Origin of the sequence: Pseudomonas mucidolens (genome assembly GCF_900106045.1) — a bacterium.
Lineage (GTDB): Bacteria > Pseudomonadota > Gammaproteobacteria > Pseudomonadales > Pseudomonadaceae > Aquipseudomonas > Aquipseudomonas mucidolens.
On record NZ_LT629802.1, the window covers coordinates 3,007,615 to 3,031,779 of the forward strand.

The 24,165-nt window shown below is 55.1% G+C and carries 18 protein-coding genes; 2 read left to right on the top strand and 16 right to left on the bottom strand.

All coding sequences use genetic code 11. The features are described 5' to 3' along the window. Positions 1-2: 2 nt before the first annotated feature. From BLU75_RS13860 to wecB, 4 genes are all read right to left on the bottom strand, one after another. Positions 3-1,319, bottom strand: coding sequence for an O-antigen polymerase (locus BLU75_RS13860; protein ID WP_084378142.1), 1,317 nt, complete (start codon positions 1,317-1,319; stop codon positions 3-5). Then, a complete protein-coding gene (locus BLU75_RS13865) occupies positions 1,312-2,511 on the bottom strand; it encodes an oligosaccharide flippase family protein (RefSeq protein WP_169716214.1) in 1,200 nt (399 codons plus the stop codon). The genes BLU75_RS13860 and BLU75_RS13865 overlap by 8 nt, the downstream gene beginning before the upstream one ends. A gap of 302 nt (positions 2,512-2,813) precedes the next feature. Beyond that, positions 2,814-4,082, bottom strand: coding sequence for a UDP-N-acetyl-D-mannosamine dehydrogenase (wecC, locus tag BLU75_RS13870; protein ID WP_084378140.1), 1,269 nt, complete (start codon positions 4,080-4,082; stop codon positions 2,814-2,816). A 104-nt stretch (positions 4,083-4,186) separates the two neighbouring features. Further along, positions 4,187-5,266 carry a non-hydrolyzing UDP-N-acetylglucosamine 2-epimerase gene (wecB, locus tag BLU75_RS13875; protein WP_231982673.1) on the bottom strand — a complete coding sequence of 360 codons (1,080 nt, stop codon included), beginning with the start codon at positions 5,264-5,266 and terminating at the stop codon, positions 4,187-4,189. 613 nt (positions 5,267-5,879) lie between these two features. On the opposite strand from wecB, the gene BLU75_RS27480 reads away from it, so the two are divergent. Beyond that, positions 5,880-6,077, top strand: coding sequence for a hypothetical protein (locus tag BLU75_RS27480; RefSeq protein WP_084378138.1), 198 nt, complete (start codon positions 5,880-5,882; stop codon positions 6,075-6,077). A gap of 62 nt (positions 6,078-6,139) precedes the next feature. Here the strand turns inward: BLU75_RS27480 and BLU75_RS13885 are convergent, their stop codons facing one another. The 12 genes from BLU75_RS13885 to mtnA all read right to left on the bottom strand — a co-directional run bounded on the left by BLU75_RS13885 (position 6,140) and on the right by mtnA (position 22,713). Beyond that, entirely contained in the window at positions 6,140-7,504 is a 1,365-nt protein-coding gene (locus BLU75_RS13885; RefSeq protein WP_084378137.1) for a Wzz/FepE/Etk N-terminal domain-containing protein, read from the bottom strand. Positions 7,505-7,869: 365 nt separating this feature from the next. Continuing rightward, positions 7,870-8,121, bottom strand: coding sequence for a lipopolysaccharide assembly protein LapA domain-containing protein (locus BLU75_RS13890; protein WP_084378136.1), 252 nt, complete (start codon positions 8,119-8,121; stop codon positions 7,870-7,872). A gap of 25 nt (positions 8,122-8,146) precedes the next feature. After that, a complete protein-coding gene (gene ihfB / locus BLU75_RS13895; protein ID WP_003218804.1) occupies positions 8,147-8,443 on the bottom strand; it encodes an integration host factor subunit beta in 297 nt (98 codons plus the stop codon). Positions 8,444-8,805: 362 nt separating this feature from the next. After that, positions 8,806-9,987, bottom strand: a complete 1,182-nt coding sequence (locus BLU75_RS13900) for an acyltransferase family protein (RefSeq protein WP_231982674.1) — start codon at positions 9,985-9,987, stop codon at positions 8,806-8,808. Positions 9,988-10,310: 323 nt separating this feature from the next. Beyond that, the gene (gene rpsA, locus BLU75_RS13905; protein WP_084378134.1) at positions 10,311-12,005 is read right to left on the bottom strand and encodes a 30S ribosomal protein S1; all 1,695 of its coding nucleotides are present in this window, start codon (positions 12,003-12,005) and stop codon (positions 10,311-10,313) included. 122 nt (positions 12,006-12,127) lie between these two features. After that, positions 12,128-12,817: a (d)CMP kinase gene (gene cmk / locus BLU75_RS13910; protein WP_084378133.1), complete on the bottom strand. Its 690-nt coding sequence runs from the start codon at positions 12,815-12,817 to the stop codon at positions 12,128-12,130. 2 nt (positions 12,818-12,819) lie between these two features. Next, positions 12,820-15,024, bottom strand: coding sequence for a bifunctional prephenate dehydrogenase/3-phosphoshikimate 1-carboxyvinyltransferase (locus tag BLU75_RS13915; protein ID WP_084378268.1), 2,205 nt, complete (start codon positions 15,022-15,024; stop codon positions 12,820-12,822). Between the two features lie 28 nt (positions 15,025-15,052). After that, entirely contained in the window at positions 15,053-16,165 is a 1,113-nt protein-coding gene (hisC, locus tag BLU75_RS13920; RefSeq protein ID WP_084378132.1) for a histidinol-phosphate transaminase, read from the bottom strand. Between the two features lie 9 nt (positions 16,166-16,174). Then, positions 16,175-17,269, bottom strand: coding sequence for a prephenate dehydratase (gene pheA, locus BLU75_RS13925; protein WP_084378131.1), 1,095 nt, complete (start codon positions 17,267-17,269; stop codon positions 16,175-16,177). Further along, complete coding sequence (gene serC / locus BLU75_RS13930; protein WP_090221480.1) at positions 17,269-18,354, bottom strand: 3-phosphoserine/phosphohydroxythreonine transaminase; 1,086 nt, start codon at positions 18,352-18,354, stop codon at positions 17,269-17,271. Before serC ends, pheA begins: the two co-directional genes overlap by 1 nt. Positions 18,355-18,678: 324 nt before the next feature. Beyond that, the gene (gyrA, locus tag BLU75_RS13940; protein ID WP_090221481.1) at positions 18,679-21,333 is read right to left on the bottom strand and encodes a DNA gyrase subunit A; all 2,655 of its coding nucleotides are present in this window, start codon (positions 21,331-21,333) and stop codon (positions 18,679-18,681) included. A 303-nt stretch (positions 21,334-21,636) separates the two neighbouring features. Further along, positions 21,637-22,713, bottom strand: a complete 1,077-nt coding sequence (gene mtnA, locus BLU75_RS13945; protein WP_084378127.1) for an S-methyl-5-thioribose-1-phosphate isomerase — start codon at positions 22,711-22,713, stop codon at positions 21,637-21,639. Between the two features lie 109 nt (positions 22,714-22,822). On the opposite strand from mtnA, the gene BLU75_RS13950 reads away from it, so the two are divergent. Next, positions 22,823-24,154: a TRZ/ATZ family hydrolase gene (locus BLU75_RS13950; RefSeq protein ID WP_084378126.1), complete on the top strand. Its 1,332-nt coding sequence runs from the start codon at positions 22,823-22,825 to the stop codon at positions 24,152-24,154. Positions 24,155-24,165 lie beyond the last annotated feature (11 nt).

Sequence of the window (24,165 nt, forward strand, 5' to 3'; positions counted from 1 at the left end):
AATTAGACTTTAACTCTCATCAACAAAAACAATAAAATCCATTGAACCGTAAAAACCAATGGAAGTGTCAGCCAACTCATAGAGCTTATTATGTAGGTCTGATAACTTATAGCAACGAAATAAACAAAGAACACAATTGCAAACGCACTATTCTTATGACTCAACAGGCGCCAATAACCAAGATTACAAAGAAGCCCCATAAAAAAAGCAAAAAACATGCTACCTATCAGACCAAAGTCATTGATAATTCCGCGAAAAACCGTAAACAAATTACCCTTAACATAATCTCCATAAGTATAAAACTCATCATATATACCCATAGGCAAACTACGATCATCACCAGCCAACTGAAATAGAGACATAAACGTATAATAACCCATCGTCAGCGTATCATGTCGATAACTCATCAAAGACTCACCCAAATAACGCTCAGAAAACCAGTCAGAAAAAGCGGGCAAATGCACGGAAGAGTAGGTAACCAAATAATACCTAAGGCGATTCAATATCAACGTTGTGTCATCAAGCTCATAAATACCTCGAGACAAAAATGAGGCAATGACTATAGGAAACACTAACAACCCATACAGAGATAAACTGCGAAAACCCTGATAATTAATCAGCGTGTAATTTTTATCATAGACTCTAGCAACCAAAAGCCCACCAAGAAACAAAAAAATAGAAAAGAAAAAAAGCCCTTTAGCACTTTGTAGAAACATTACGAGCAAGGCTGGAAGAAAAGACACTATTAGAAGTTTTATTTTTCCTTTGGCAGCGCCACGCGCACCATACACCAAACCACCGAAAACAGCAGTGTAATAGCTACACTGTAGACCAAGCTGCGCATAAACACTGGATACAATTTCACCTGAGTAACGTTTTCCAGCGTAAACGCCACCTACAGCAATCGGATTCGCGAGCAGTTGGTCAATCGAAATTCCTTGTTGCAATACGCCCATAAAAATCATCAATGCCGAAAATCCGGCAGCACCATAAAATGCCGCGACAATCAACGGTCTATTAAAGTAATAACTTGAAGGCAACTTGCTCTCATTTCGAGCTAATGCGATGTACCACGGAAAGAAAAAACAGGATAAGGAAAAAGCAAAACAGAACGACAATATATATAAAATAACCAAAGGATTAACGGGAGCTTCGAAAGCTACCAGAAGGGGAAACATAGTATAAAAAAACCAAAAAAGCAAAAATATAGAAACCGGATTTAACCAGATTCTAAAAACTTTTTTAGCGCACCACGCTCCGAGCAGAAAGAAAAAAGACAAAAACAAACTTATACATTTAAAAACCCAAAAATTATCCATTCTTTAATTTCCGCTGATACTTCCACATAAACATAACCAACAACAACACCTCAGCCAAAACAAAAGCTACTGACGCCCCGACGGCATCGTAGAAGTACGACGCCACCAGTGAAAACAGAAAAATAGAGGCCCCCACAGCAAATACAGAGCGCGCAAAATAGGCCTGTGCACCGATTAACGTTAACCCCACAGCTCCAAACATGGCATTTGCAACACCAAATATCACCGCCGGTGCCAGCAATACGATAAGCAGAAGCACTTCGTCGCCGAACCCAGGCAGCAAACCAAAGAGGTGTCCTACATAGATCGCAAACACCCCAAGCGGCATTACAAAGAACATTACGCCTAGCTGAATCCGCGTATTAATCCAGATCAGATCAAATGCCTTCGATGGCGTTTTTTCCTCAACCGGCAACAACGACCAAGCTTTAACGGCTTTAGGCATGAACAGTTGATTAAGTGGCCGAGCCAAGGCTTGGATACTTTTTACTACCTTCTCGGCCACGGCATAGGCGGAGACGGCTGCGCTGTTGGAAACGCCGGCTAGAATCAGGATATTGGCACCGCGAAACAGTGCTACAGAGATGTTGCCGAAAAACAGGTGACGCCCATCACCGAGTAGAGAAACAATCGAACGAACACTCATCGAGCGTAAGTTTCCTGCACCGAAGCGGTAAAGCAAATAGAAAAAAGCAGCGATACCGGACGCTAAAAAACTACCCGCCAATATTAGCGAAGCGAGCAACAGATCCGTCGCCCCGCCCACAAAAAGATAAATGGCCAATACAGCACCGAACCGCGAAACCAATACAAAAACCGCTAACGGTAAGTTGCGTTCGACGGCCTGAAAATAATAATTGCATTGAAAAATCATGCCCAGCACGAAGCATAACCAAGCCAGCAGTACGGCCAAACTGCCGTCAGAAAAGAGATGGTAAGCGCCAGCCAAAGGAAGCGCCGACACGAAAAACAAAAAAATACGCGCGCCAAGAATATTAAAAAAACACTCGGCCTCCTCTGACAGATCACCCTGCTTTCGCGCCTCAACAATAGAATTCACGCCACTGGTGTCGAAACTGTAAAGGCAAACGGTCAGCACGTAAAATGCCATGGCTTCTGCCACAACCAGTTCGGCAAACGCGCCCTTACCCAACAATGTCAGCAAATAAGGAAAGACCAGCAGGGGGAACAATGCGTTAGCCCCTTGTATTGCCATCAACGATATACCGTTGACAACGTTTGCGTTAACCCGCACGCATAATCCTCATAGAGCGTTCCCGATGCCTGAGGAACAGGCTTCATCTGAATCAGCGGCAAGGCGCCAGCATTGCCCCGTAACGAGATTAGCCAAGACTGGCTGAATCAATTGCATACTGGCTTGCCTCTCAGTATTCCAGACAGTTTCTCAAGTACGGACATGCGGATGAACGCTCGCGTCCATCCGCCTCATTTACACTCTTTCATTGGCCCATTGCATAACCCGAAGGTTCGCGGTCAAGCCGACCACACGCCACGAGTATCAACGACTTTGTGAGTCTCAAGGATGGTAGCCGGGATTTTCTTGAAGGTCTTGTGATCCACCAGAAGTACGATAACGTCCGCATCGGCGATTGCCGACTCGGTTGTAACCAGCTTCAGTTGATCAGCCAATTGACTCGGCAATGCTTCGATGTTCGGCTCAACAGCAACGACCGTACCTGGGTGAGAGGCCAGGATTTTCCGGGTAATGGCAAGTGCAGGGCTCTCGCGCAAGTCATCAATATCCGGCTTGAATGCCAAGCCCAAACAGGCAATCGTTACTTCACGAGCAGTCTTGTCTGGATTGGCCTGAAGAAACTCGGCCACCGCCAGCTTGGTCTTTTCCAACACCCACTCAGGCTTACTATCATTGACCTCACGTGCCATGCGAATCAGACGGGCTTCCTTCGGTGTCTTGCTGACAATGAACCAAGGATCAACGGCAATGCAGTGCCCACCTACACCTGGCCCAGGCTGTAGGATATTCACACGAGGATGGCGATTGGCCAGGCGAATCAACTCCCAGACATTGATCTGCAGCTTGTCGCAAATCATCGACAGTTCGTTGGCAAACGCAATATTGGTATCGCGGAAGCTGTTTTCGGTCAGCTTGCACATCTCCGCCGTTCTGGCATTGGTGATGACACACTCGCCCTCAACGAAGATCTGATACAGCGAGACGGCCGCCGCAGAGCACTTTGGCGTCATGCCGCCAATCACCCGATCGTTCTGTACCAACTCGCGCAGTACGTGACCCGGCAATACACGCTCCGGACAGTGGGCAATACGAATATCGGAATCTTCGCCGCAATCCTGGGGGAAACTCAAGTCCGGACGCGCAGATGCCAGCCAGGCAGACATCTGTTCGGTTGCGCCGACGGGAGAAGTGGACTCCAAGATAACCAAGTCGCCCTTTTTAAGAACCGGAGCAATGGCCTCACTGGCCGATTGAATATACCCCAGATCAGGCGTGTAGTCCGCGTTGAAGGGGGTAGGCACGGCGATCAAGAACGCGTCAGCCGCTTCTGGAGTCGTCGTCGCTCGCAGATAACCGTTAGTCACGGCTGCGTGCACCACCATATCCAGGTCGGGCTCAACAATATGAATACTGCCCTTATTGATGATCGCGACTGTATCTGAATTGACGTCAACACCAATTACGTGTTTTTTGCGCGACGCAAATACAGCAGCAGTGGGAAGCCCAATATAGCCAAGGCCGACAACAGAGATAGTTTGAAACGGCATAATGTTCCTTACAACGATTTGAACTTGGAATGACTAGGCCACGTGCAGTTTTTTTTCACTCAGCGCCGGAATTTCAGGTGATGCGTGAAAGGCCCTGGACTCACTTACTGATCCAATGCTGCCAGCGCCGCCAGTATACGTTTGCAAGCATCCCCTTCGCCGTAAGGATTGTGCGCATAACTCATATTCGCGTAGGCGACGGGGTCTTCCAACAACTGCTTAAGCTCCTGAACGATGCGTTCCGTTTGCGTACCCACCAGCTTGACCGTACCAGCAGCTACAGCCTCGGGTCGCTCAGTGGTATCGCGCATGACCAGTACTGGCTTGCCCAATGAGGGGGCCTCTTCCTGGATACCGCCCGAGTCGGTAAGAATGATGTACGAACGACTCATCATGTAGACGAAGGGCAAATATTCCAGAGGCTCTATCAAATGGACGTTGTTGATACCGGTCAGCAATCGATTGACGGGCTCACGAACATTCGGATTCAGGTGTACGGGGTAAACAATATCGACCTCTGGATGAGCCGTGGCAACCTCTATAAGCGCTCTACAGATTCGCTCAAAACCGTCGCCAAAACTCTCGCGTCGGTGTCCGGTCACCAGAATCAACTTGCGACTTGAATCGAGAAAAGCCGCTGGAGCAGCCGCCCGAGCCCTGAGATCGCTATCCTGATCAAGTCGATTGACGACCTCCAACAGAGCATCGATGACAGTGTTTCCGGTGACCACGATGCGATCAGCGCTGACGCCTTCGCGCAGCAGATTATCCTGGGAGTTTGACGTTGGAGCAAAGTGCAAATTAGCCAACGCGCCAGTGAGCTTGCGGTTACCCTCTTCGGGCCATGGCGAATAGAGATTACCCGTGCGCAAACCCGCCTCTACGTGCGCTACCGGGATCTGTTGAAAGTACGCCGCCAGACTCGCAGAAAATGTTGTCGCCGTATCGCCGTGAACCAAAACTATATCCGGCTGAAATTCCGCCAATATCGCTTTCATGCCTTGCAGGATTGATGTCGTGACGTCTGTCAGATCCTGGCCTGCCTTCATGATGTTCAAATCATAATCGGGCTGGATGTCAAACAACTCCAAAACCTGGTCCAACATTTCTCGATGCTGGCCAGTAACGCAGACCTTGGCCTCAAAGCGCTCATCGGCTGCCAGCGCAAGAGCTAACGGAGCCATCTTGATCGCCTCGGGACGAGTACCAAAAACGCACAATGTCTTCACACGACAACTCCAAAATCAAAGAAACAAGTACATCCAGGCTCGATACCTTCGCAGAAGCCTTCCTGGACGCCCATTATTAAAAGCACACAATACAGGGCTGGATATAAAATTGAACGCCCGAAAAATGAAGCGAAAATCCCAATCACTGCAAGCTTTCACATCCTTGCTCAGCAATAGCTATATTTTTCACAGATCGGATTAGCCAAAGCCCCCTCAACCAGTATCAATAAGCCATCATTCGCAATGAGGGAAAATCAAACGCTACGTTCATATGTCTGCTACCGCACTGAAAACAATACTTCGCTCATCACTATCAACCTCAAGGCGAAGCCTAAGATCACCTTGAATTCAATTCGATTGATGGTGACCGCAACATTTTCGTCCCTACGCCTTAATACGAGCAGCGTAGGTCATCATGACTAAAGCAAAAAGCAGGGAGATGACTGAGCTAGCTGAGGGAATAGGGCTATTTCCTGATTTTTCAGCCCTTTTCGAGGGTCCAACCAGTTATGCCTCAGTCGCCTCGACGCTTTAGACTCGAATCTAACTCTAGAATTTCGACGCTTCGATGAATTTCCTCCTTGAAAACTTCGTTATTTTCAGCAGCCCCACCGGCTCGGCGACGCTGACCCAAGCTATTGTGCAACTCGGCTACGTGGCCTCGGAGCATAACATACAGACCGAACGATCCATGCAAAGCGGTCCTCAAACCGCTTCCGTACAAGCGGTCAATTCACGCCAACAGATGGCGCTACACCTTGCCTGAGGCAACAGACCGATCATGACATGCGCATGATTATCCATAACAACCTGAAAATCAAAGCCGCATCAACCGCGATCACTCGGGCTCCGCGGCAGAGCATTAGTGACATCCCCTTCCATCATCGCAGGAGCTACTGAGTGCGAAAAATTTTCACCACCCTCTTTTTTCAACAAGAACAGCTGCCTAAGAACTACGCCCCCCAAACCTACAATGAAACCTAGTAAAACCCCCAAGACTATAAGCAGGGTTTTACGAGGCTTTACAGGCTCCAAGGGTTCCAATGCCACCCTATCAATAGTCACAAGCTTGATACGGCTAATATCAAGATTTAGATTGCGCAGGCGCGCCTCTTCTGCACGCAGCGGCTCCACGTCACGCAAGAAAAGATCCTCTTTTTCACGCGCATTCAGCACTTCAATTTTGCGGTTCACCTCGAGAAGCTGTAGCTCCTTGACGATCTCCGCTATGCGTGCCTCGGTAAAGTCATCGGACTTGCGCCGTACCAAGGCTGTTCTTTCCGCCAGGAGCGCGTCTACGCCCATGAAGTACAGCGGAATCTGCTGATTGTTGATTTCTGTACGCATTACGCTTGAAGAGCCACCGCGATCAGCTTCCCCCAAGGAAGACGGCGTCGCTGGTTTTTTTATACCCAGCGAGCGTGCGATACCGATGGCTTCGTCCAACTGTGCAACCCGGTTGGCACGTCGCGTCTTCAATTGTGCCCTGAGCGCCTTCAACTCATCGCGCAACTGAGCACGACGCACAGTGTCGGCCTCCATCAACGATGCGATTTTAGCCTCTTTACTATTCTCGTAACTGGCTCGGGCCGCATCCAGCTTGCCGTTGATTTCATTCAACCTGTTGTCGACGATGACTTCCATGTCATTAGCAATCTGCTGCCGCTCAATCTTGATCGCGTAATCAACCAGACCGTTAAGAATCGCTACACCATCCACATTCTTCGGATAGTTCATCGACAACTTTATGTAAGCGCTTAGGGAGTCGGCTTTTTTAGGATCAGGGAGGGTTAGCCTGATAGAGTCAGCATTAAATTCTTCGAAACTTTGCTCCAACGTTCGCCCCGGACGCTCAAATTCTTCGAACAATTTTCGGTTTTCACGAAAAAAACCAAGACGCGTGTCGTAGGATTCCAGTGATGCTCCAACTTTTTTCAGGGCAGCGCCTGGCGGCAATTTATAAATGTCCGAACGATTCAGCGCATCAAGCTCATTTATCGCGGCGGGCCTGAGCACACTGCTGACATGGTACTCAGGAGTAGCAACATATGCATAAACGGCGGCGACCAAGCCAAACCCGGCGGCAACCGCGACGATGCACAGCTTCTGTCGCCAAATGGCTTGAGAAAGCACAAAAAGGTCTATGTGATCATCTGAAAGGGAAACAGGAGGGGCGCGGAAGCTACTACTCACAACAAAAACCTGCCTTCAAAGAGAAACTGCGGGCTCGTTATGCAGACGATTTTGTGGGTTTCTTATACTTATAGGATCAGCCAACAAAGCCAAGCGTCGCTGCCGGGCGTTGGGCACACAAAATGACCGTTATCGAGAACAGGTTGCATTTTGCCATCTCCTCAATACATTACAAGACTTGACATGCCTGCAGGAACAATCTGACGCTGCTTGCTCTAGGCAATGCAGATGGGCGCCTGACGGAAAAACGCGGTCCCGCATGAAGTCGGCATCAATATGAACTCAGCAACAAGCGTGAAGATCACGCACTCCGCATGCCCGACCAGCCGACGAACGGTAGCTACCAGTTAAAAATAGTACTCCCATCAGAGACTATCAAAGCTTTTGATCTGCTGCTTACGTCTTCCGTTTCGTTTCCTCAGCAAACCCAGAAACGGCCCTATCAACATCCCGGCAATCAATGCCAACGTAACAAACACCGAAACCGGCATCTGCGGCGTACTCCATCCCAGAAACGCCAGTGCGACGTTCTGCTGGTTTTCCAATACGAACGCCAGGATCGCCAAAGCGGCGAGCAGGACAATCAGCACCAAAATAACGCGCTTGACCCCACGCATGAACCTCTCCTAATTCCAAAAAACCTCAGACGCCCTCTTCTTCGTCTTCGTTCACTCGATCCCGCAATTCCTTGCCCGGCTTAAAGTGAGGCACAAACTTGCCATCGAGACTGACGGACTGCCCGGTTTTCGGGTTACGACCAACGCGAGGGGCACGATAATGCAGTGAGAAGCTACCAAAGCCGCGAATTTCTATGCGATCACCGGTGGCGAGGCACTGAGACATTTGTTCAAGCATGGTCTTGATGGCCAGCTCGACATCCTTGGATGAGAGCAGCCCTTGATGGGTGACAATTCGTTCGATCAACTCCGACTTCGTCATATTTTTCCCTTCTTTTTCAAGCAGCTAGGAAAAGCGCTCCGAAGGTTTTAGCATGACCTGATGAATTTGAACAGCCTGTCTCTTGACTTATCTTGCCCAAGTAGCAGCACAGCACACAAGAGACCAAATTCAAGCGCGCAGCATCAAGGAAAACGCTCCCCTTTCTGCAGGAGCGCTGATACATGCAAATTTCGGCGACCAATGTCTACGAGGGCGTTTAGGTGGCGTTAAGGGCTGACCGATCGGTAATAGAGCCCCTCCCCTCCCTTCCCACGACTTCGCTGCCGCGCCGAGCCCCGCACTGCCAGCTGTCAAACGTCGTAGACAGCAATGCAAGGTGGTGACAACGCAGACTGCCCAGATTATCGAGCACTCTCAAGCGAGTTTTTTTTCTTTGCCCTGATCAACCCGGTTAATGTGTCGACACTTCTCATTGCAGGCCTCTCTATAAATCTGAAAGTTAAAGCACAGACAAATATCAGAACAGGAGTAGCCAACACAATCACCCCCCAATACTGAAGGAACGTCAACTGGCTAGCACTTACACTTCCGAGCACAAACTTGAAAATCACAAATAGCAAAATCCCGTGGAGCAGATAGATACTATACGCCATCTCACCCATAGCACGTGACACTTTAAGTTTGAGCAGACCAAATATACTATTCCCCCCGGCGATCAAGCAAAAAACAATCATTAACAACAACTTTGGCTCAAACCCAACATAGATGGTTGGATATCGGGTCACGACGAACACAATAACCCCTACGATAATACATGTTGCCAACCTTGAAACAGCAAATGCATTAAAGCGATCGTAGCGCACCAGAAAGGCTGCACCCATCCCACCTAAAAACAACCAACCGAAGTCATATCTATACCCATAAACCTCAAATACATATACCGCCAGTACCGCCAAGAACAAATACCTGAAAGGCGGACGCAGACCTATAGCTAGCGCGATGACCGGGAGAAACAGATAGAAAAACCACTCATAGGGCAATGTCCATGTAACCCCCGCACTGATGTACCTTGTACCCAAGAGACCATTTAAATCTGGGGCGCCAACGACCCTAAACCCAATCCACTTCAACCCCCCTATCAAAATTTCATCGATCGGTTGCACCAACCCATCCCTAGTGAGCACCCATACAATCAAGAATAATAAAGCCATGGAAAACAAATAAAGAGGTGTCAATCTCAAAAAGCGAGAGATATACAAACGAAGCCAATCAACCTTTCGTCCCCGCGATTCTAATAATTTGTTAAAAAAAAGAAAGCCGGTAATCATGAAGAATAAAGCGACACCAATTTGACCAAAGTGCACAAAAAGCCTGGAAGGAGGCAAAGCCCAGACACCTGATTGCAAATAGTAATACCATATGCACGAATGATGAAGAAAAACAAAAAAAGCGAGATACCCTCGTAAACCATCTATGGTCACAAATCGACCGTGAGCAGAAGGAGCTACCAATTTATTCACGATTAAATTAGTTGATAACAACGCAATCATGAGTGCCGCCAACGCAGCAAATGCACTTATCATTTCCACTTGAACACATATTTCCTGAATGAACCGATGGGCAATTGCATAATATACGGTTTTTTTGCTAGAACATGCCCCCCATACATAAACATGTAACAATATAGATTCACGCCTTGGTATACCTCATCTCAACAAGTCCGTGGCCGCAGACAAAAAAACCAAGACAGGAGCGTCAACCTAATTCACTGAGCTACACGATTTGAGGCGCCAAGCTTACAGCAGAGGATAGACTGATAGAAACGACACCGGTCACAGCTTCAGGCCAAATCCCACCCACAAAAAAGGGCGACCGAAGTCGCCCTTTTTCTATGGTCTAGCAGAACTTAGTTCTGTTTTTCCATTTGTGCACGCAGCAGGTCGCCCAGAGTGGTCGGGCCTGCAGCGATGTCAGAGGTCGCTGGCTTGTCGCGCAGGCTCTGGATCGCTTCTTTCTCTTCGATCTCGTCTTTCGACTTGATGGAGAGTTGGATTACGCGGCTCTTGCGGTCAACGCTGATGATCTTGGCTTCTACTTCCTGGCCTTCTTTCAGAACGTTGCGCGCGTCTTCAACGCGGTCACGGCTGATTTCGGAGGCTTTCAGAGTCGCTTCGATATCGTCGGCCAGAACGATGATGGCGCCTTTGGCGTCAACTTCTTTCACAGTGCCTTTAACGATGGCGCCTTTGTCGTTCTCTTGAACGTACTCAGAGAACGGGTCGCTTTCCAGCTGCTTGATACCCAGGGAGATGCGCTCGCGCTCTGGGTCAACCGACAGGATAACGGTGTCCAGCTCGTCGCCCTTCTTGAAACGACGAACAGCTTCTTCGCCCACTTCGTTCCAGGAGATGTCGGACAGGTGAACCAGGCCGTCGATGCCGCCGTCCAGACCAATGAAGATACCGAAATCGGTGATCGACTTGATGGTGCCGGAGATCTTATCGCCCTTGTTGAACTGGCCAGAGAAATCTTCCCATGGGTTAGATTTGCACTGCTTGATGCCGAGGGAGATACGACGACGCTCTTCGTCGATGTCCAGAACCATAACTTCCACTTCGTCGCCGACTTGTACGACTTTCGAAGGGTGGATGTTCTTGTTGGTCCAGTCCATTTCGGAAACGTGTACCAGGCCTTCCACGCCTTCTTCCAGCTCTGCGAAGCAGCCGTAGTCGGTCAGGTTGGTTACACGCGCGGTAACGCGGGTGCTTTCTGGGTAACGAGCCTTGATAGCGACCCATGGATCTTCGCCCAGCTGCTTCAAGCCCAGGGAGACACGGTTGCGCTCACGATCGTACTTCAGAACCTTGACATCGATCTCGTCGCCAACGTTGACGATTTCGGAAGGATGCTTGATACGCTTCCAAGCCATGTCGGTAATGTGCAGCAGGCCATCGACGCCACCCAGATCGACGAATGCGCCGTAATCGGTGAGGTTCTTGACGATACCTTTGACTTGTTGGCCTTCCTGCAGGGATTCCAGCAGAGCTTCACGCTCGGCGGAGTTCTCTGCTTCCAGGACGCTGCGACGGGAAACGACAACGTTGTTGCGTTTCTGATCGAGCTTGATGACCTTGAATTCGAGTTCCTTGCCTTCCAGGTGCGTGGTGTCGCGCACTGGACGAACGTCGACCAAAGAACCTGGCAGGAACGCACGGATGCCGTTAACGTCGACAGTGAAGCCGCCTTTAACCTTACCGTTGATAACGCCCTTGACCACTTCTTCAGCTGCGAAGGCTGCTTCGAGAACAATCCAGCATTCAGCGCGCTTGGCTTTTTCACGGGACAGCTTGGTTTCACCGAAACCGTCTTCAACCGAGTCCAGAGCAACGTGAACTTCGTCACCGACATTGATTGTCAGATCGCCAGCATCGTTGTAGAACTGTTCAAGCGGGATGAGTGCTTCAGACTTCAGGCCAGCGTGAACGGTTACCCAGCGAGCCTGGTAATCGATATCAACGATAACACCGGTGATGATGGAGCCTGCCTGAAGGTTCAGGGTTTTTAGGCTTTCTTCAAAGAGTTCCGCAAAGCTTTCGCTCATTTTAATTCCTGTTGATAAGGGCGAAGAATACGCCCATCTGCCACACCCCAGACGGTGAGGGTTACGTTCATATAAGAGAAGAAACGCAGGTCTAGGACTGGTCCCCTGCGTTTTTTTCTAAGTCATCCGGCGATATCGCGAATAGCGATTTCACTCAGGATGTGTTCCAGCACCTGCTCGATGGACAACTCCGTGGAATCCAGCTGTATGGCGTCAGCCGCCGGTTTAAGCGGGGCTACCGAACGCTGGGTATCACGCTCATCGCGTGCACGAATCTCATCTAGCAGACTCGACAGACTAACACCATCGACCTTGCCCTTCAACTGCAAGTAACGGCGACGGGCCCGCTCCTCGGCACTGGCCGTCAGGAAAATCTTCAAGGGCGCTTCGGGAAATACCACGGTGCCCATATCGCGGCCATCCGCCACCAGACCCGGCGGCTCTTGAAAAGCCCGCTGACGCTGCAGCAGCGCATCACGCACCGCCGGCAATGCGGCGACCTGAGAAGCCCAGGAGCCGACTTGCTCATTGCGCAGGTCGTCAGTCACATCATCCCCTTCCAGGATAATCCGCTGGGGATGACCTTCCGTCGCCCCCACGAACTGCACGTCGAGGTGCGCGGCCAGCAGTTTCAACGATTCTTCATTGGTCAGGTCGACGCCATGATTGCGCGCGGCGAAGGCCAGCAGGCGGTACAACGCCCCGGAATCCAGCAGGCACCATCCCAGGCGCTTGGCCAGAATGCCGGCCACCGTGCCTTTGCCCGAGCCACTTGGCCCATCTATGGTAATCACCGGTGCTTTGATATTCACAATTAAGCCTCTTGGGCAACACGCATGCCGACTTGGGCACACAGTGTAAGAAAATTCGGAAAAGATGTAGCTACATTGGCACAGTCATGGATAAGAATCGGCGCTGCAGCCCGTAGCGAGGCCACGCTGAATGCCATGGCAATCCGGTGATCGCCGTGGGCATGCACCTCGCCCCCGCCGATCACGCCCCCGTCAATGATAATCCCATCGGGTGTCGGCACACACTTCACTCCCAGCGCCAGCAGACCATCGGCCATCGCCTGGATCCGGTCAGACTCCTTGACGCGCAGCTCCTCGGCCCCACGCAATACGGTGCGACCCTGGGCACAGGCCGCGGCCACAAACAACACAGGGAATTCGTCAATGGCCAAGGGCACCAGCGCTGCGGGAATCTCGATGCCTTGCAGCGGCGCAGATCGGACCCGCAGGTCGGCAACCGGCTCACCGCCAACCTCCCGTAGATTCTCCAGGGTGATGTCCGCCCCCATTAAACGCAGGATATCGATAACACCAATACGTGTCGGATTGATGCCAACATGCTCAAGCAACAGCTCGGAGCCCTCGGCAATCGAGGCCGCCACCAGGAAAAACGCCGCAGATGAGAGATCACCCGGCACTTCGATACGCGTCGCGAGCAGCGTGCGCCCCGACTCGACCGCAGCCGTTGCCCCCGCAACCTCAACCGGATAACCAAAACCACGCAGCATGCGCTCGGTATGGTCACGGGTCGGCGCAGGCTCGGTGACAGCCGTCCTGCCTTCGGCATACAACCCGGCCAACAGCAGACTGGACTTGACCTGGGCGCTGGCCATCGGCAGCACGTAGTTCAAGCCTTTAAGCGCCTGACCGCCGCGAATGGTCAGCGGTGGATGCCCTTGCGGCCCGGTCTCGATGATCGCGCCCATTTCCCGCAAGGGTTTGGCGATGCGGCTCATCGGACGCCTGGATAGCGAGGCGTCCCCCGTCAGGACACTGTCAAAGGCCTGGGCCGCCAGCAACCCGGACAACAGCCGCATGGACGTACCCGAATTACCGAGGTAGATGGGCCCCGGTGCCGGCTTCAAGCCATGCAAGCCGACCCCATGAATTGTCACGCGCCCATGATGCGGGCCTTCAATCACCACGCCCATGTCGCGGAACGCCTGCAACGTCGCAAGCGCATCTTCGCCTTCCAGGAAGCCTTCGACCTCAGTCACGCCTTCCGCCAAGGAACCGAGCATGATCGAACGGTGGGAAATCGACTTGTCACCCGGCACCCGAATCTGCCCGCTCAGGCGACCGCCAGGATTGGCGATAAACACCACCTCGTCGGCGCTCACCGCAGCGTCCACATAGGCCCGGCGCGCCAAGATCTTGCTGAAATGCTCGCGTGCCACCCGCGCACGGGTGAACACGCCCAATAATTGATGGCCATCGCCGGCATCGACCGCGTCGCGCAAGGCATCCAGGTCGCCGCGGAAGGTGTCCAGGGTACGCAGCACCGCTTCGCGATTGGCCAGGAAGATGTCATGCCACATCACTGGATCGCTGCCGGCAATCCGCGTGAAATCGCGAAAGCCACCGGCGGCGTAACGGAAAATCTCGAGGTTTTCGTTGCGCTTGGCGAGGGAATCGACAAGACCAAATGCCAACAGATGTGGCAAGTGGCTGGTCGCGGCCAACACTTCATCATGGCGCTCGACCTGCATATGCTCGACATCCGCGCCCAGCTCACGCCAGAGGCGATCCACCACCGCCAACGCGGTCGGGTCAGTTTCCTGCAGTGGCGTCAGGATCACTTTATGCCGGCGGAACAACTGTGCATTGGACGCTTCCACCCCGCTCTGTTCAGAGCCGGCAATCGGATGCCCCGGCACGAACCGCGACGGCATGCCACCAAACGCCGAGCGCGCCGCACGCACCACATTGCCCTTGGCGCTGCCGACATCGGTAAGAATCGCCTGCCCCAGGTCCATGCCTGCGAGCAATGCCAACAGTTTTTCCATCGCCAGGATCGGCACCGCCAACTGAATCACATCGGCGCCACGGCAGGCCATCGCCAAGTCCGCCTCGCAGCGATCGACAACCCCCAGCTCGACCGCCAACTTGCGCGATTGCGGATCCAGGTCGACGCCGACCACTTCGCCACACAAGCCGCTTTCCCGCAGCCCCTTGGCGAAGGAGCCGCCGATCAACCCCAGCCCGACCACCACCAGACGACCGACCACAGGCACAACAGGTTGCAACGCAGTGTCATCAACCACGGGCCAGGACCTTGGCCAGCGCCTCAAGGAAACGGCTGTTTTCCGCCGGCAAACCGATGGTGATGCGCAAATGGTTCGGCATCCCGTAATTAGCAACCGGACGCACGATCACACCTTCGCGCAACAGCCCCTGAAACATCGGCGCCGCGTCTTGCCCGAGGTCGACGCAGATGAAATTGCCCTTGGACGGAATCCAGCCCAGGCCCAACTCGCGGAAACCTTCCTGCAACTGCAGCATGCCGCTTTCATTGAGGCGACGGCCTTCAGCCAGGTACTCGCTGTCCTGCACAGCCGCACACGCTGCCGCCAGCGCCAGGCTGTTGACGTTGAACGGTTGACGTACGCGGTTCAGCACATCCGCGACCACCGCCGTGGATAAGCCGTAGCCAACCCGCAACGAGGCCAGGCCATAAGCCTTGGAGAAGGTTCGGGACACCAGCAAATTGGGGTACGCGGCGAGAAAATCCAGGCCGTCCGGCAGGTCGCTGCCTTCGGCGTACTCGATGTAGGCCTCGTCCAGCACCACCAGCACATGTTCCGGCACATCCTGCAGGAACTCGTCCAGCGCCTCGGCACCAAACCAGGTCCCGGTCGGGTTGTTCGGGTTGGCGATAAACACCACACGGGTCTGGGCATCGATCGCCGCCAGCATCGCAGGCAAATCATGCCCCCAGTCCCTGGCCGGGATCACCCGCGCCTCGGCACCGACCGCCTGAGTGACGATCGGATAGACCGCAAAAGCATGCTCGCTGAACACCGCATTCAAGCCCGGCGCCAGATAGGCCCGCGCCACCAGCTCAAGAATGTCATTGGAGCCGTTACCCAGCGTGACCTGGTTCAACTCCACCCGGCAGCGCTCGGCCAACAGCGATTTGAGCGCAAAACCGTTGCCATCGGGATAGCGGGTCAGCTCGGCCAACTCTTCGCGAATCGCCGCCAGCACCTTGGGACTGGGGCCCAACGGGTTTTCGTTACTCGCCAGTTTGACGATCCTGGCCGGGTCGAGATTCAGCTCACGCGCCAGCTCGTCCACAGGCTTGCCTGGAACGTAAGGCGACAGTTGTTGCACGCCCGGCTGCGCCAAGGCGAGGAAATTGCCACTCATGTTAAAGCCTCACAGAACCGCTTTCGGGTAAGAGCCGAGCACCTTGAGCGCCACGGCTTCCTGACTGATTTTCTCCAGCACACTCTTGACCAGCGGGTCGCGGTGATGGCCGATGAAGTCGATAAAGAACACGTAGGTCCATTTACCGCTGCGCGACGGACGTGTCTCGATGCGCGTCAGGTCAATCCCGTTGTCGTGGAACGGCACCAGCAGCTCATGAAGCGCGCCGGGCTTGTTACTCATGGAGACGATGATCGAAGTCTTGTCGTCGCCGGTCGGCGGCACTTCCTGGCTGCCGATCATCAAAAAGCGCGTGGAGTTGTCCGGGCGATCCTCGATTTTTTCCGCCAGACGGGCCAAGCCGTAAAGGCCCGCGGCCATATCACCGGCAATCGCCGCCGAATTCCACTCACCCTTGACCCGCTTGGCCGCCTCGGCGTTGCTGGACACCGCCACGCGCTCGACATTCGGGTAATGGGCATCCAGCCATTTGCGGCACTGGGCCAGCGACTGGGCATGGGAATAGATGCGGCTGATGCTGTCGGTCTTGGTGTTTTCGCCAACCAACAAATGGTGGTGAATGCGCAGCTCGACTTCGCCGCAGATCACCATATCGTGTTCAAGGAAGCTGTCGAGGGTGTGGTTGACCGCGCCTTCGGTGGAGTTCTCCACCGGCACCACGCCAAAATTCACCGCGCCGGCCGCCACTTCACGGAACACTTCATCGATGGCTGCCATGGGCTTGCTGATCACCGCGTGACCAAAGTGCTTCATCGCCGCCGCTTGGGTGAAGGTCCCTTCCGGGCCGAGGTACGCCACTTTCAGCGGCTGCTCCAAAGCCAGGCACGACGACATGATTTCACGGAACAACCGCGCCATCTCTTCGTTGCCCAGCGGGCCCTGGTTACGCTCCATCACCCGCTTGAGCACCTGCGCCTCACGCTCCGGACGGTAGAACACCGGCACTTCGCCTTCGGCCAGGGAGGCCATTTTCACCCGTGCAACTTCCTGGGCGCAGCGCGCACGCTCGCTGATCAGTTCCAGGACTTTTTCGTCGAGGCTGTCAATGCGCACGCGCAGGGCCTTGAGTTCTTGCTCAGACATTAGCCGTGTTCCTTTTCGAACGCTGTCATGTAGGCCACCAGCGCCTTGACGCCATTGATGTCGACAGCATTGTAGATCGAAGCGCGCATGCCCCCCACCGAACGGTGCCCCTTGAGGTTCAGCAGGCCACGCTCTTCAGCGCCTGCCAGGAACGGCTTGTCCAGGCGATCATCCGCCAGGCGGAAGGGCACGTTCATCCACGAGCGATCAGTCTTGTTGATCGGGTTGCTGTACAGGCCGCTGGCATCGATGAAATCGTACAGGGTGCGTTTCTTCTCTTCGTTGAGCTTGCCCATGGCCGCCACACCGCCCTGCTCTTTCAGCCACTCGAACACCAGACCCGAGAGGTACCAGGCAAAGGCCGGCGGAGTGTTGTACATCGAGCCGTTATCGGCAGCGACCTTGTAGTTGAGCATGGTCGGGCACAACGAACGCGCACGCCCCAGCAGGTCTTCACGGATGATGTTGACCAGGATCCCGCTCGGGCCGATGTTCTTCTGGGCGCCAGCGTAGATCATGCCGTAGCGGGAGACATCGATAGGCCGCGAAAGAATGTCCGAAGACATGTCACACACCAGCGGAACATCACCGGTCTGCGGCACCCAGTCGAACTCCAGGCCGCCAATGGTTTCGTTCTGCACGTAGTGCACGTAGGCCGCGTCCGCAGACAGCTTCCATTCGCTCTGACCCGGAATCGCGAAGTAATCGTAAGGCTTGGCGGTACCCGCAACATTGATGTTGCCGTAGCGCGAGGCTTCTTCAATGGCTTTCTGCGACCAGATACCGGTGTCGATGTAGTCGGCCGTGCCGTCTTCCGGCAGCAGGTTCAGCGGCAGCTGGGCAAACTGCAGGCTCGCGCCACCTTGCAAGAACAACACTTGGTAATCGGATGGAATGTCCAGCAGGTCGCGCAGATCCTGCTCGGCCTTGGTGGCGATGGACACGAACTCATCGCTGCGATGGCTCATTTCCATCACAGAGAGGCCTTTGCCATGCCAGTCGAGGAGTTCACCCTGCGCACGCTGCAGGACTGCTTCAGGAAGCGCCGCGGGACCGGCACAGAAGTTATAGGCTCTCTTGCTCACATCCAATCTCACTCTGATCTGGTGGGGTGGTGCAATACATCAAATATTAACGGCAGACCGCTGATTGCTCGCCGCCCAGGGCGCATTGCGAACGCCGACGGTAGGAGCGAGCTTGCTCGCGAAGAACCCGAGAGCACCGAGATAAACCAGAAGCGCTGCGTTTTCGTTAACCCTCTTCGCGAGCAAGCTCGCTCCTACAGTCAGGGCAATCACTGCGACCGGCAGACGTACGCGCACCGGATGCAGCATTACGCGGGCCACGCTGTATTTCAACGGGACAAACAACAAGGGGGCGAATTTTCATCCTCCCCCTTGTATGTCCGCTTATTCCTGCGGTTCTTCTTCGTCTGCGGCAGCGTCGAGGGTTGGCTCGTCGACGCTGTCATCGCTGCCCGCGATCACCTCGCCTTCAAACGTCTCGCCTTCGAGCTCTTCACCTTCGACTTCCGATGGCTCCTGGACGCGTTCCAGGCCGACCAACGTTTCATCGCTGGCCAACTTGATCAGCGTCACGCCCTGGGTGTTACGCCCCAGGCTCGACACTTCAGCCACACGGGTACGCACCAGTGTGCCCTGGTCGGAAATCAACATGATTTCCTCGCCATCCAGCACCTGGACCGCGCCGACCAGACGCCCGTTACGGTCGTTGCTGACCATGGCGATCACACCCTGGCCGCCACGCTTGTACTCCGGGAACTCGCTGATAGCGGTACGCTTGCCATAACCACGAGCCGAAGCAGTGAGGATCTCGCTGCCTTCTTCCGGGATCAGCATGGAAATCAGCTTCTGCCCTTCCGGCAGACGCATACCGCGCACACCGCGGGCGGTACGGCCCATGGCACGCACGTCAGACTCCTTGAAGCGCGTGACCTTGCCACCGTCGGAGAACAGCATGACCTCACGCTCGCCATCGGTGATGGCTGCGGAGATCAATACGTCGCCTTCGTCCAGCTCCAGGGCGATCAGGCCCACGCTGCGCTGGCGGCTGAAGGATTCCAGCGGGGTCTTTTTCACGGTGCCCTTGGCGGTCGCCATGAAAATGAAGTGACCTTCGGTGTATTCCTCGACCGGCAGCATGGTGGTGATGTATTCATCACTGTCCAGCGGCAGCAGGTTGACCAAGGGACGACCACGGGCCGCACGGGATGCTTCCGGGATTTCGTAGGTCTTCAGCCAGTACACCTTGCCCTTGCTGGAGAACAGCAGGAGCGTGGTGTGGCTGTTGGCAACCAGCAGGTGAGCAATGTAGTCCTCATCCTTGACGCCGGTCGCCGACTTGCCTTTACCGCCACGGCGCTGGGCCTGATAGGCAGCCAGTGGCTGAGTCTTGGCATAGCCGCCGTGGGAAATAGTCACCACACGCTCTTCTTCCGGGATCATGTCACCCAGGGTCAGGTCGAGACGCGCGTCGAGGATTTCGGTACGGCGCACGTCGCCGTATTCGGCGCGGATCACTTCCAGCTCTTCGCGGACCACTTCCATCAGGCGCACAGCGCTATTGAGGATGCGGATCAGCTCGCCGATCTGGTTGAGAATTTCCTGGTATTCGGCCAGCAGCTTCTCGTGTTCCAGGCCGGTCAGGCGGTGCAGACGCAACTCGAGGATGGCCTGGGCCTGCTCCGGCGACAGGAAGTACTTGCCTTCACGCAGACCGTATTGCGGATCGAGGTTCTCCGGACGGCAGGAATCGGCACCGGCGCGCTCGACCATCGCGACAACCGCGCTGGACTCCCAAGGGGTGCTGATCAGCGCTTCCTTGGCTTCCGACGGAGTCGGCGAAGCCTTGATCAGGGCGATCACCGGGTCGATGTTCGACAACGCTACCGCCTGGCCTTCCAGGATGTGCCCGCGTTCACGGGCCTTGCGCAGTTCAAACACGGTACGCCGGGTCACTACTTCGCGACGGTGACGGACAAAGGCTTCCAGCAGATCCTTGAGGTTCAGGATGCGTGGGCGGCCGTCGATCAATGCCACGACGTTGATACCAAACACGCTTTGCAGCTGGGTCTGGGCGTAGAGGTTGTTGAGGATCACCTCAGGCACTTCGCCGCGACGCAGCTCGATCACCACGCGCATACCGTCTTTATCAGACTCGTCGCGCAGCTCGGTGATGCCTTCAAGCTTCTTCTCTTTAACCAGTTCGGCGATTTTTTCGATCAGGCGCGCCTTGTTCAACTGGTAAGGCAGCTCGGTAATGACGATCTGCTGACGGCCACCGACCTTGTCGATGTCCTCGATCATCGAGCGCGCACGCATATAAATGCGGCCACGACCGGTGCGGTAGGCTTCGATGATGCCGGCGCGACCGTTGATGATCGCGGCGGTCGGGAAGTCCGGGCCGGGAATGTACTGCATCAACTCATCGATGGTCAGCTCAGGGTTGTCGATGAGTGCCAGGCAACCGTCGATGACTTCACCGAGGTTGTGTGGCGGGATGTTGGTGGCCATGCCTACGGCGATACCGCTGGAACCGTTGACCAACAGGTTGGGAATACGGGTCGGCATGACCGCCGGGATCATTTCGGTGCCGTCGTAGTTCGGCACCCAGTCCACGGTTTCTTTATGCAGGTCGGCCAGCAACTCGTGCGCCAGCTTGGTCATGCGCACTTCGGTGTATCGCATGGCCGCGGCGTTGTCGCCGTCGACCGAACCGAAGTTGCCCTGGCCATCTACCAGCAGGTAGCGCAGGGAAAACGGTTGAGCCATCCGAACGATGGTGTCGTACACCGCAGTGTCGCCGTGAGGGTGATACTTACCGATCACGTCACCGACAACACGGGCAGATTTCTTGTACGGCTTGTTCCAGTCGTTACCCAGCTCGCTCATCGCGAACAGCACACGCCGGTGCACGGGCTTCAAGCCATCGCGCGCATCAGGCAGTGCCCGCCCGACAATTACGCTCATTGCGTAGTCGAGGTAGGACTGTTTCAGCTCGTCTTCGATATTGACCGGGAGGATTTCTTTGGCCAGTTCGCCCATGAGAAGCCTGATTCCTTTTTCGGGTGAAACCTCGTCACATCCATATGGGACGAACGAAGCTCGCCGCTGCCGGCATGGTGCCTGGCAACGACTTACGACAAATCAACGAGTTAGGACACGGATCTGCGCATTAAAGATCACCCCTTGGGGTGACCCTGGAAACCGCCGAATGTTATCACAATCGCCGCCACGCACCTATCCCCCTGATGAGCATGGAGCATAGTAAGTTGACGGATGACAGGCTTGACGGCGACGAGAGAGGCCCTGAGGCAAACCTTCGGCGGTTTTTCCAGGGAAAAACGCTCAATGCAAGCGTTTACGACACATCAATTGCGCCAGTTTTGCCGTGTCGGGCCGTTCGACAATGCCTTTTTCCGTGACAATCACGTCAATCAAGTCCGCCGGCGTCACGTCAAACACCGGATTGAACACATCGACGGCAGCCCCGAGCCGCTGGCCGCCGACTTGCAGCAACTCCTCTGCGTCACGCTCTTCAAGGGGGATTTCATCGCCACTGGCCAGCATCATGTCGATGCTGGAGCTGGGCGCCACCACCATGAAGCGCACACCGTGGTGCATCGCACATACGGCCAATTGATAAGTGCCGATCTTGCTGGCCACGTCACCATTGGCGGCAATGCAGTCAGCCCCGACGATCACCCAGGTGACGCCTTTGGTCTTCAACACATGGGCGCCGGCCGAATCGCTGTTGAGCGTGACCGCGATGCCATCGCCCGCCAACTCCCACGCAGTCAGCCGCGAACCTTGTAGCGACGGACGGGTTTCGTTGGCATAGACGCGTTCCACCATGCCATCCAGGAACGCCCCGCGAATCACCCCCAGGGCCGTGCCGAAACCACCGGTCGCGAGGGCGCCCGCGTTGCAATGGGTAAGGATCGCCTGAGCATTGCCCTGGTGCTTGCGGATCAGGTCGACACCCAACTGCGCCATGGTCAGGTTGGCTTCGCGATCACTTTCATGGATCGCCCGGGCTTCCGCTTCCAGGGTCGACAGCGGGTCGGCGGGCTCCTTGAAGCGATCCAGCCGGTCGCGCATGCGGTTCAAGGCCCAGAACAGATGCGCCGCCGTCGGACGGGTATCGGCCAGCAGCGCCAAGTCCTCTTCCCACGCCGCCTGCCAGTCGCCGCCTTCGGCGAGCCGCGCACGGGCCGCCAGTACCAGCCCGTAGGCCGCACTGATACCAATCGCCGACGCTCCACGTACCGCCATCGAGCGAATAGCCAGCGCAACATCCGCCGCAGTGGCGCAGGCTATCCAGGTTTCCTCGAATGGCAACCTGCGCTGATCAAGCAGATGCAGGACGCCATCACGCCAATCGATGGCCTTTACCTTCTCCGCAGCCAACAGTCGGTCGCGCATCCCTCACCCCGCACTCATGCACAAAAGCCGCCGATTATAGCGATCCGCCAGCCAAGACGCTCGGGTATACTTCGCCCTTCCTTAATAACAGCCTTGGACGACGCTTCCGATGATGCCACCCGCCGCCCCGCTCGACTTATTGCTCCTGCCAACCTGGCTGGTACCGGTCGAACCTGCCGGCGTAGTGCTCAAGGAACACGGCCTGGGTATCCGTGACGGGCGCATTGCCTTCATCGGCCCCCGTACGCAAGCACTGAAACTGGCGGCGACCGAAGTCCGGGAACTGCCTGGCATGTTGCTCAGCCCCGGCTTGATCAACGCCCACGGCCATGCGGCAATGACACTGTTTCGTGGCCTGGCGGACGATTTGCCACTGATGAACTGGCTCGAAAATCACATCTGGCCCGCCGAGGCCAAGTGGGTGGATGAAGCCTTCGTGCGTGACGGCACCGACCTGGCCATCGCCGAGCAGCTCAAGGGCGGCATCACTTGTTTTTCGGACATGTATTTCTTTCCCAAAGTTGCCAGCGAGCGGGTGCACAACAGTGGCATCCGCGCACAGATCGCCGTCCCGATCCTGGATTTCCCGATTCCCGGCGCCAGCAATGCCGACGAGGCTATTCGCCAGGGCATCGAACTGTTTGGCGACCTCAAGCACCACCCACGCATCAACATCGCCTTCGGGCCTCATGCGCCGTATACCGTCAACGATGAAAACCTGGAGAAAGTCCGGGTGATCGCCGAGGAACTGGACGCCGTCATTCACATGCATGTCCATGAAACAGCCTTCGAAGTGCAGCAGGCGGTGGAGCATCACGGTGAGCGCCCGCTGACACGCCTTGGCCGCCTGGGCTTGCTGGGACCGCGCTTCCAGGCGGTGCATATGACCCAAATCAGCGAGGACGACCTGACTTTACTGGTAGAAAGTAACAGCAGCGTCATCCATTGCCCGGAGTCGAACCTGAAACTGGCCAGCGGCTTCTGCCCGGTGGAACGTCTGTGGCAAGCCGGCGTCAATGTGGCAGTAGGCACCGACGGCGCCGCGAGTAACAATGACCTTGACCTGCTGGGTGAAACCCGCACCGCGGCCTTGCTCGCCAAAGCCGTTGCCGGCTCGGCCACCGCCCTGGATGCTCATCGCGCGTTGCGCATGGCCACTCTCAATGGAGCCCGGGCGTTGGGCCTGGACAGCCAAATCGGCTCACTGCAAATCGGCAAGGCCGCGGACTTGGTCGCCTTCGACTTGTCGGGCCTGGCGCAACAACCGATCTATGATCCTGTCTCGCAGCTTATATATGCCACCGGACGCGATTGTGTGAAACACCTTTGGGTCGACGGCAACCAATTGCTCGACGACCGGCAACTGACTCGCCTGGATGAACAACAGTTGTGCGCCACGGCCATTGCCTGGGGCCAACGCATCAGCGGACACACCGAATAACGCCGCGCTTG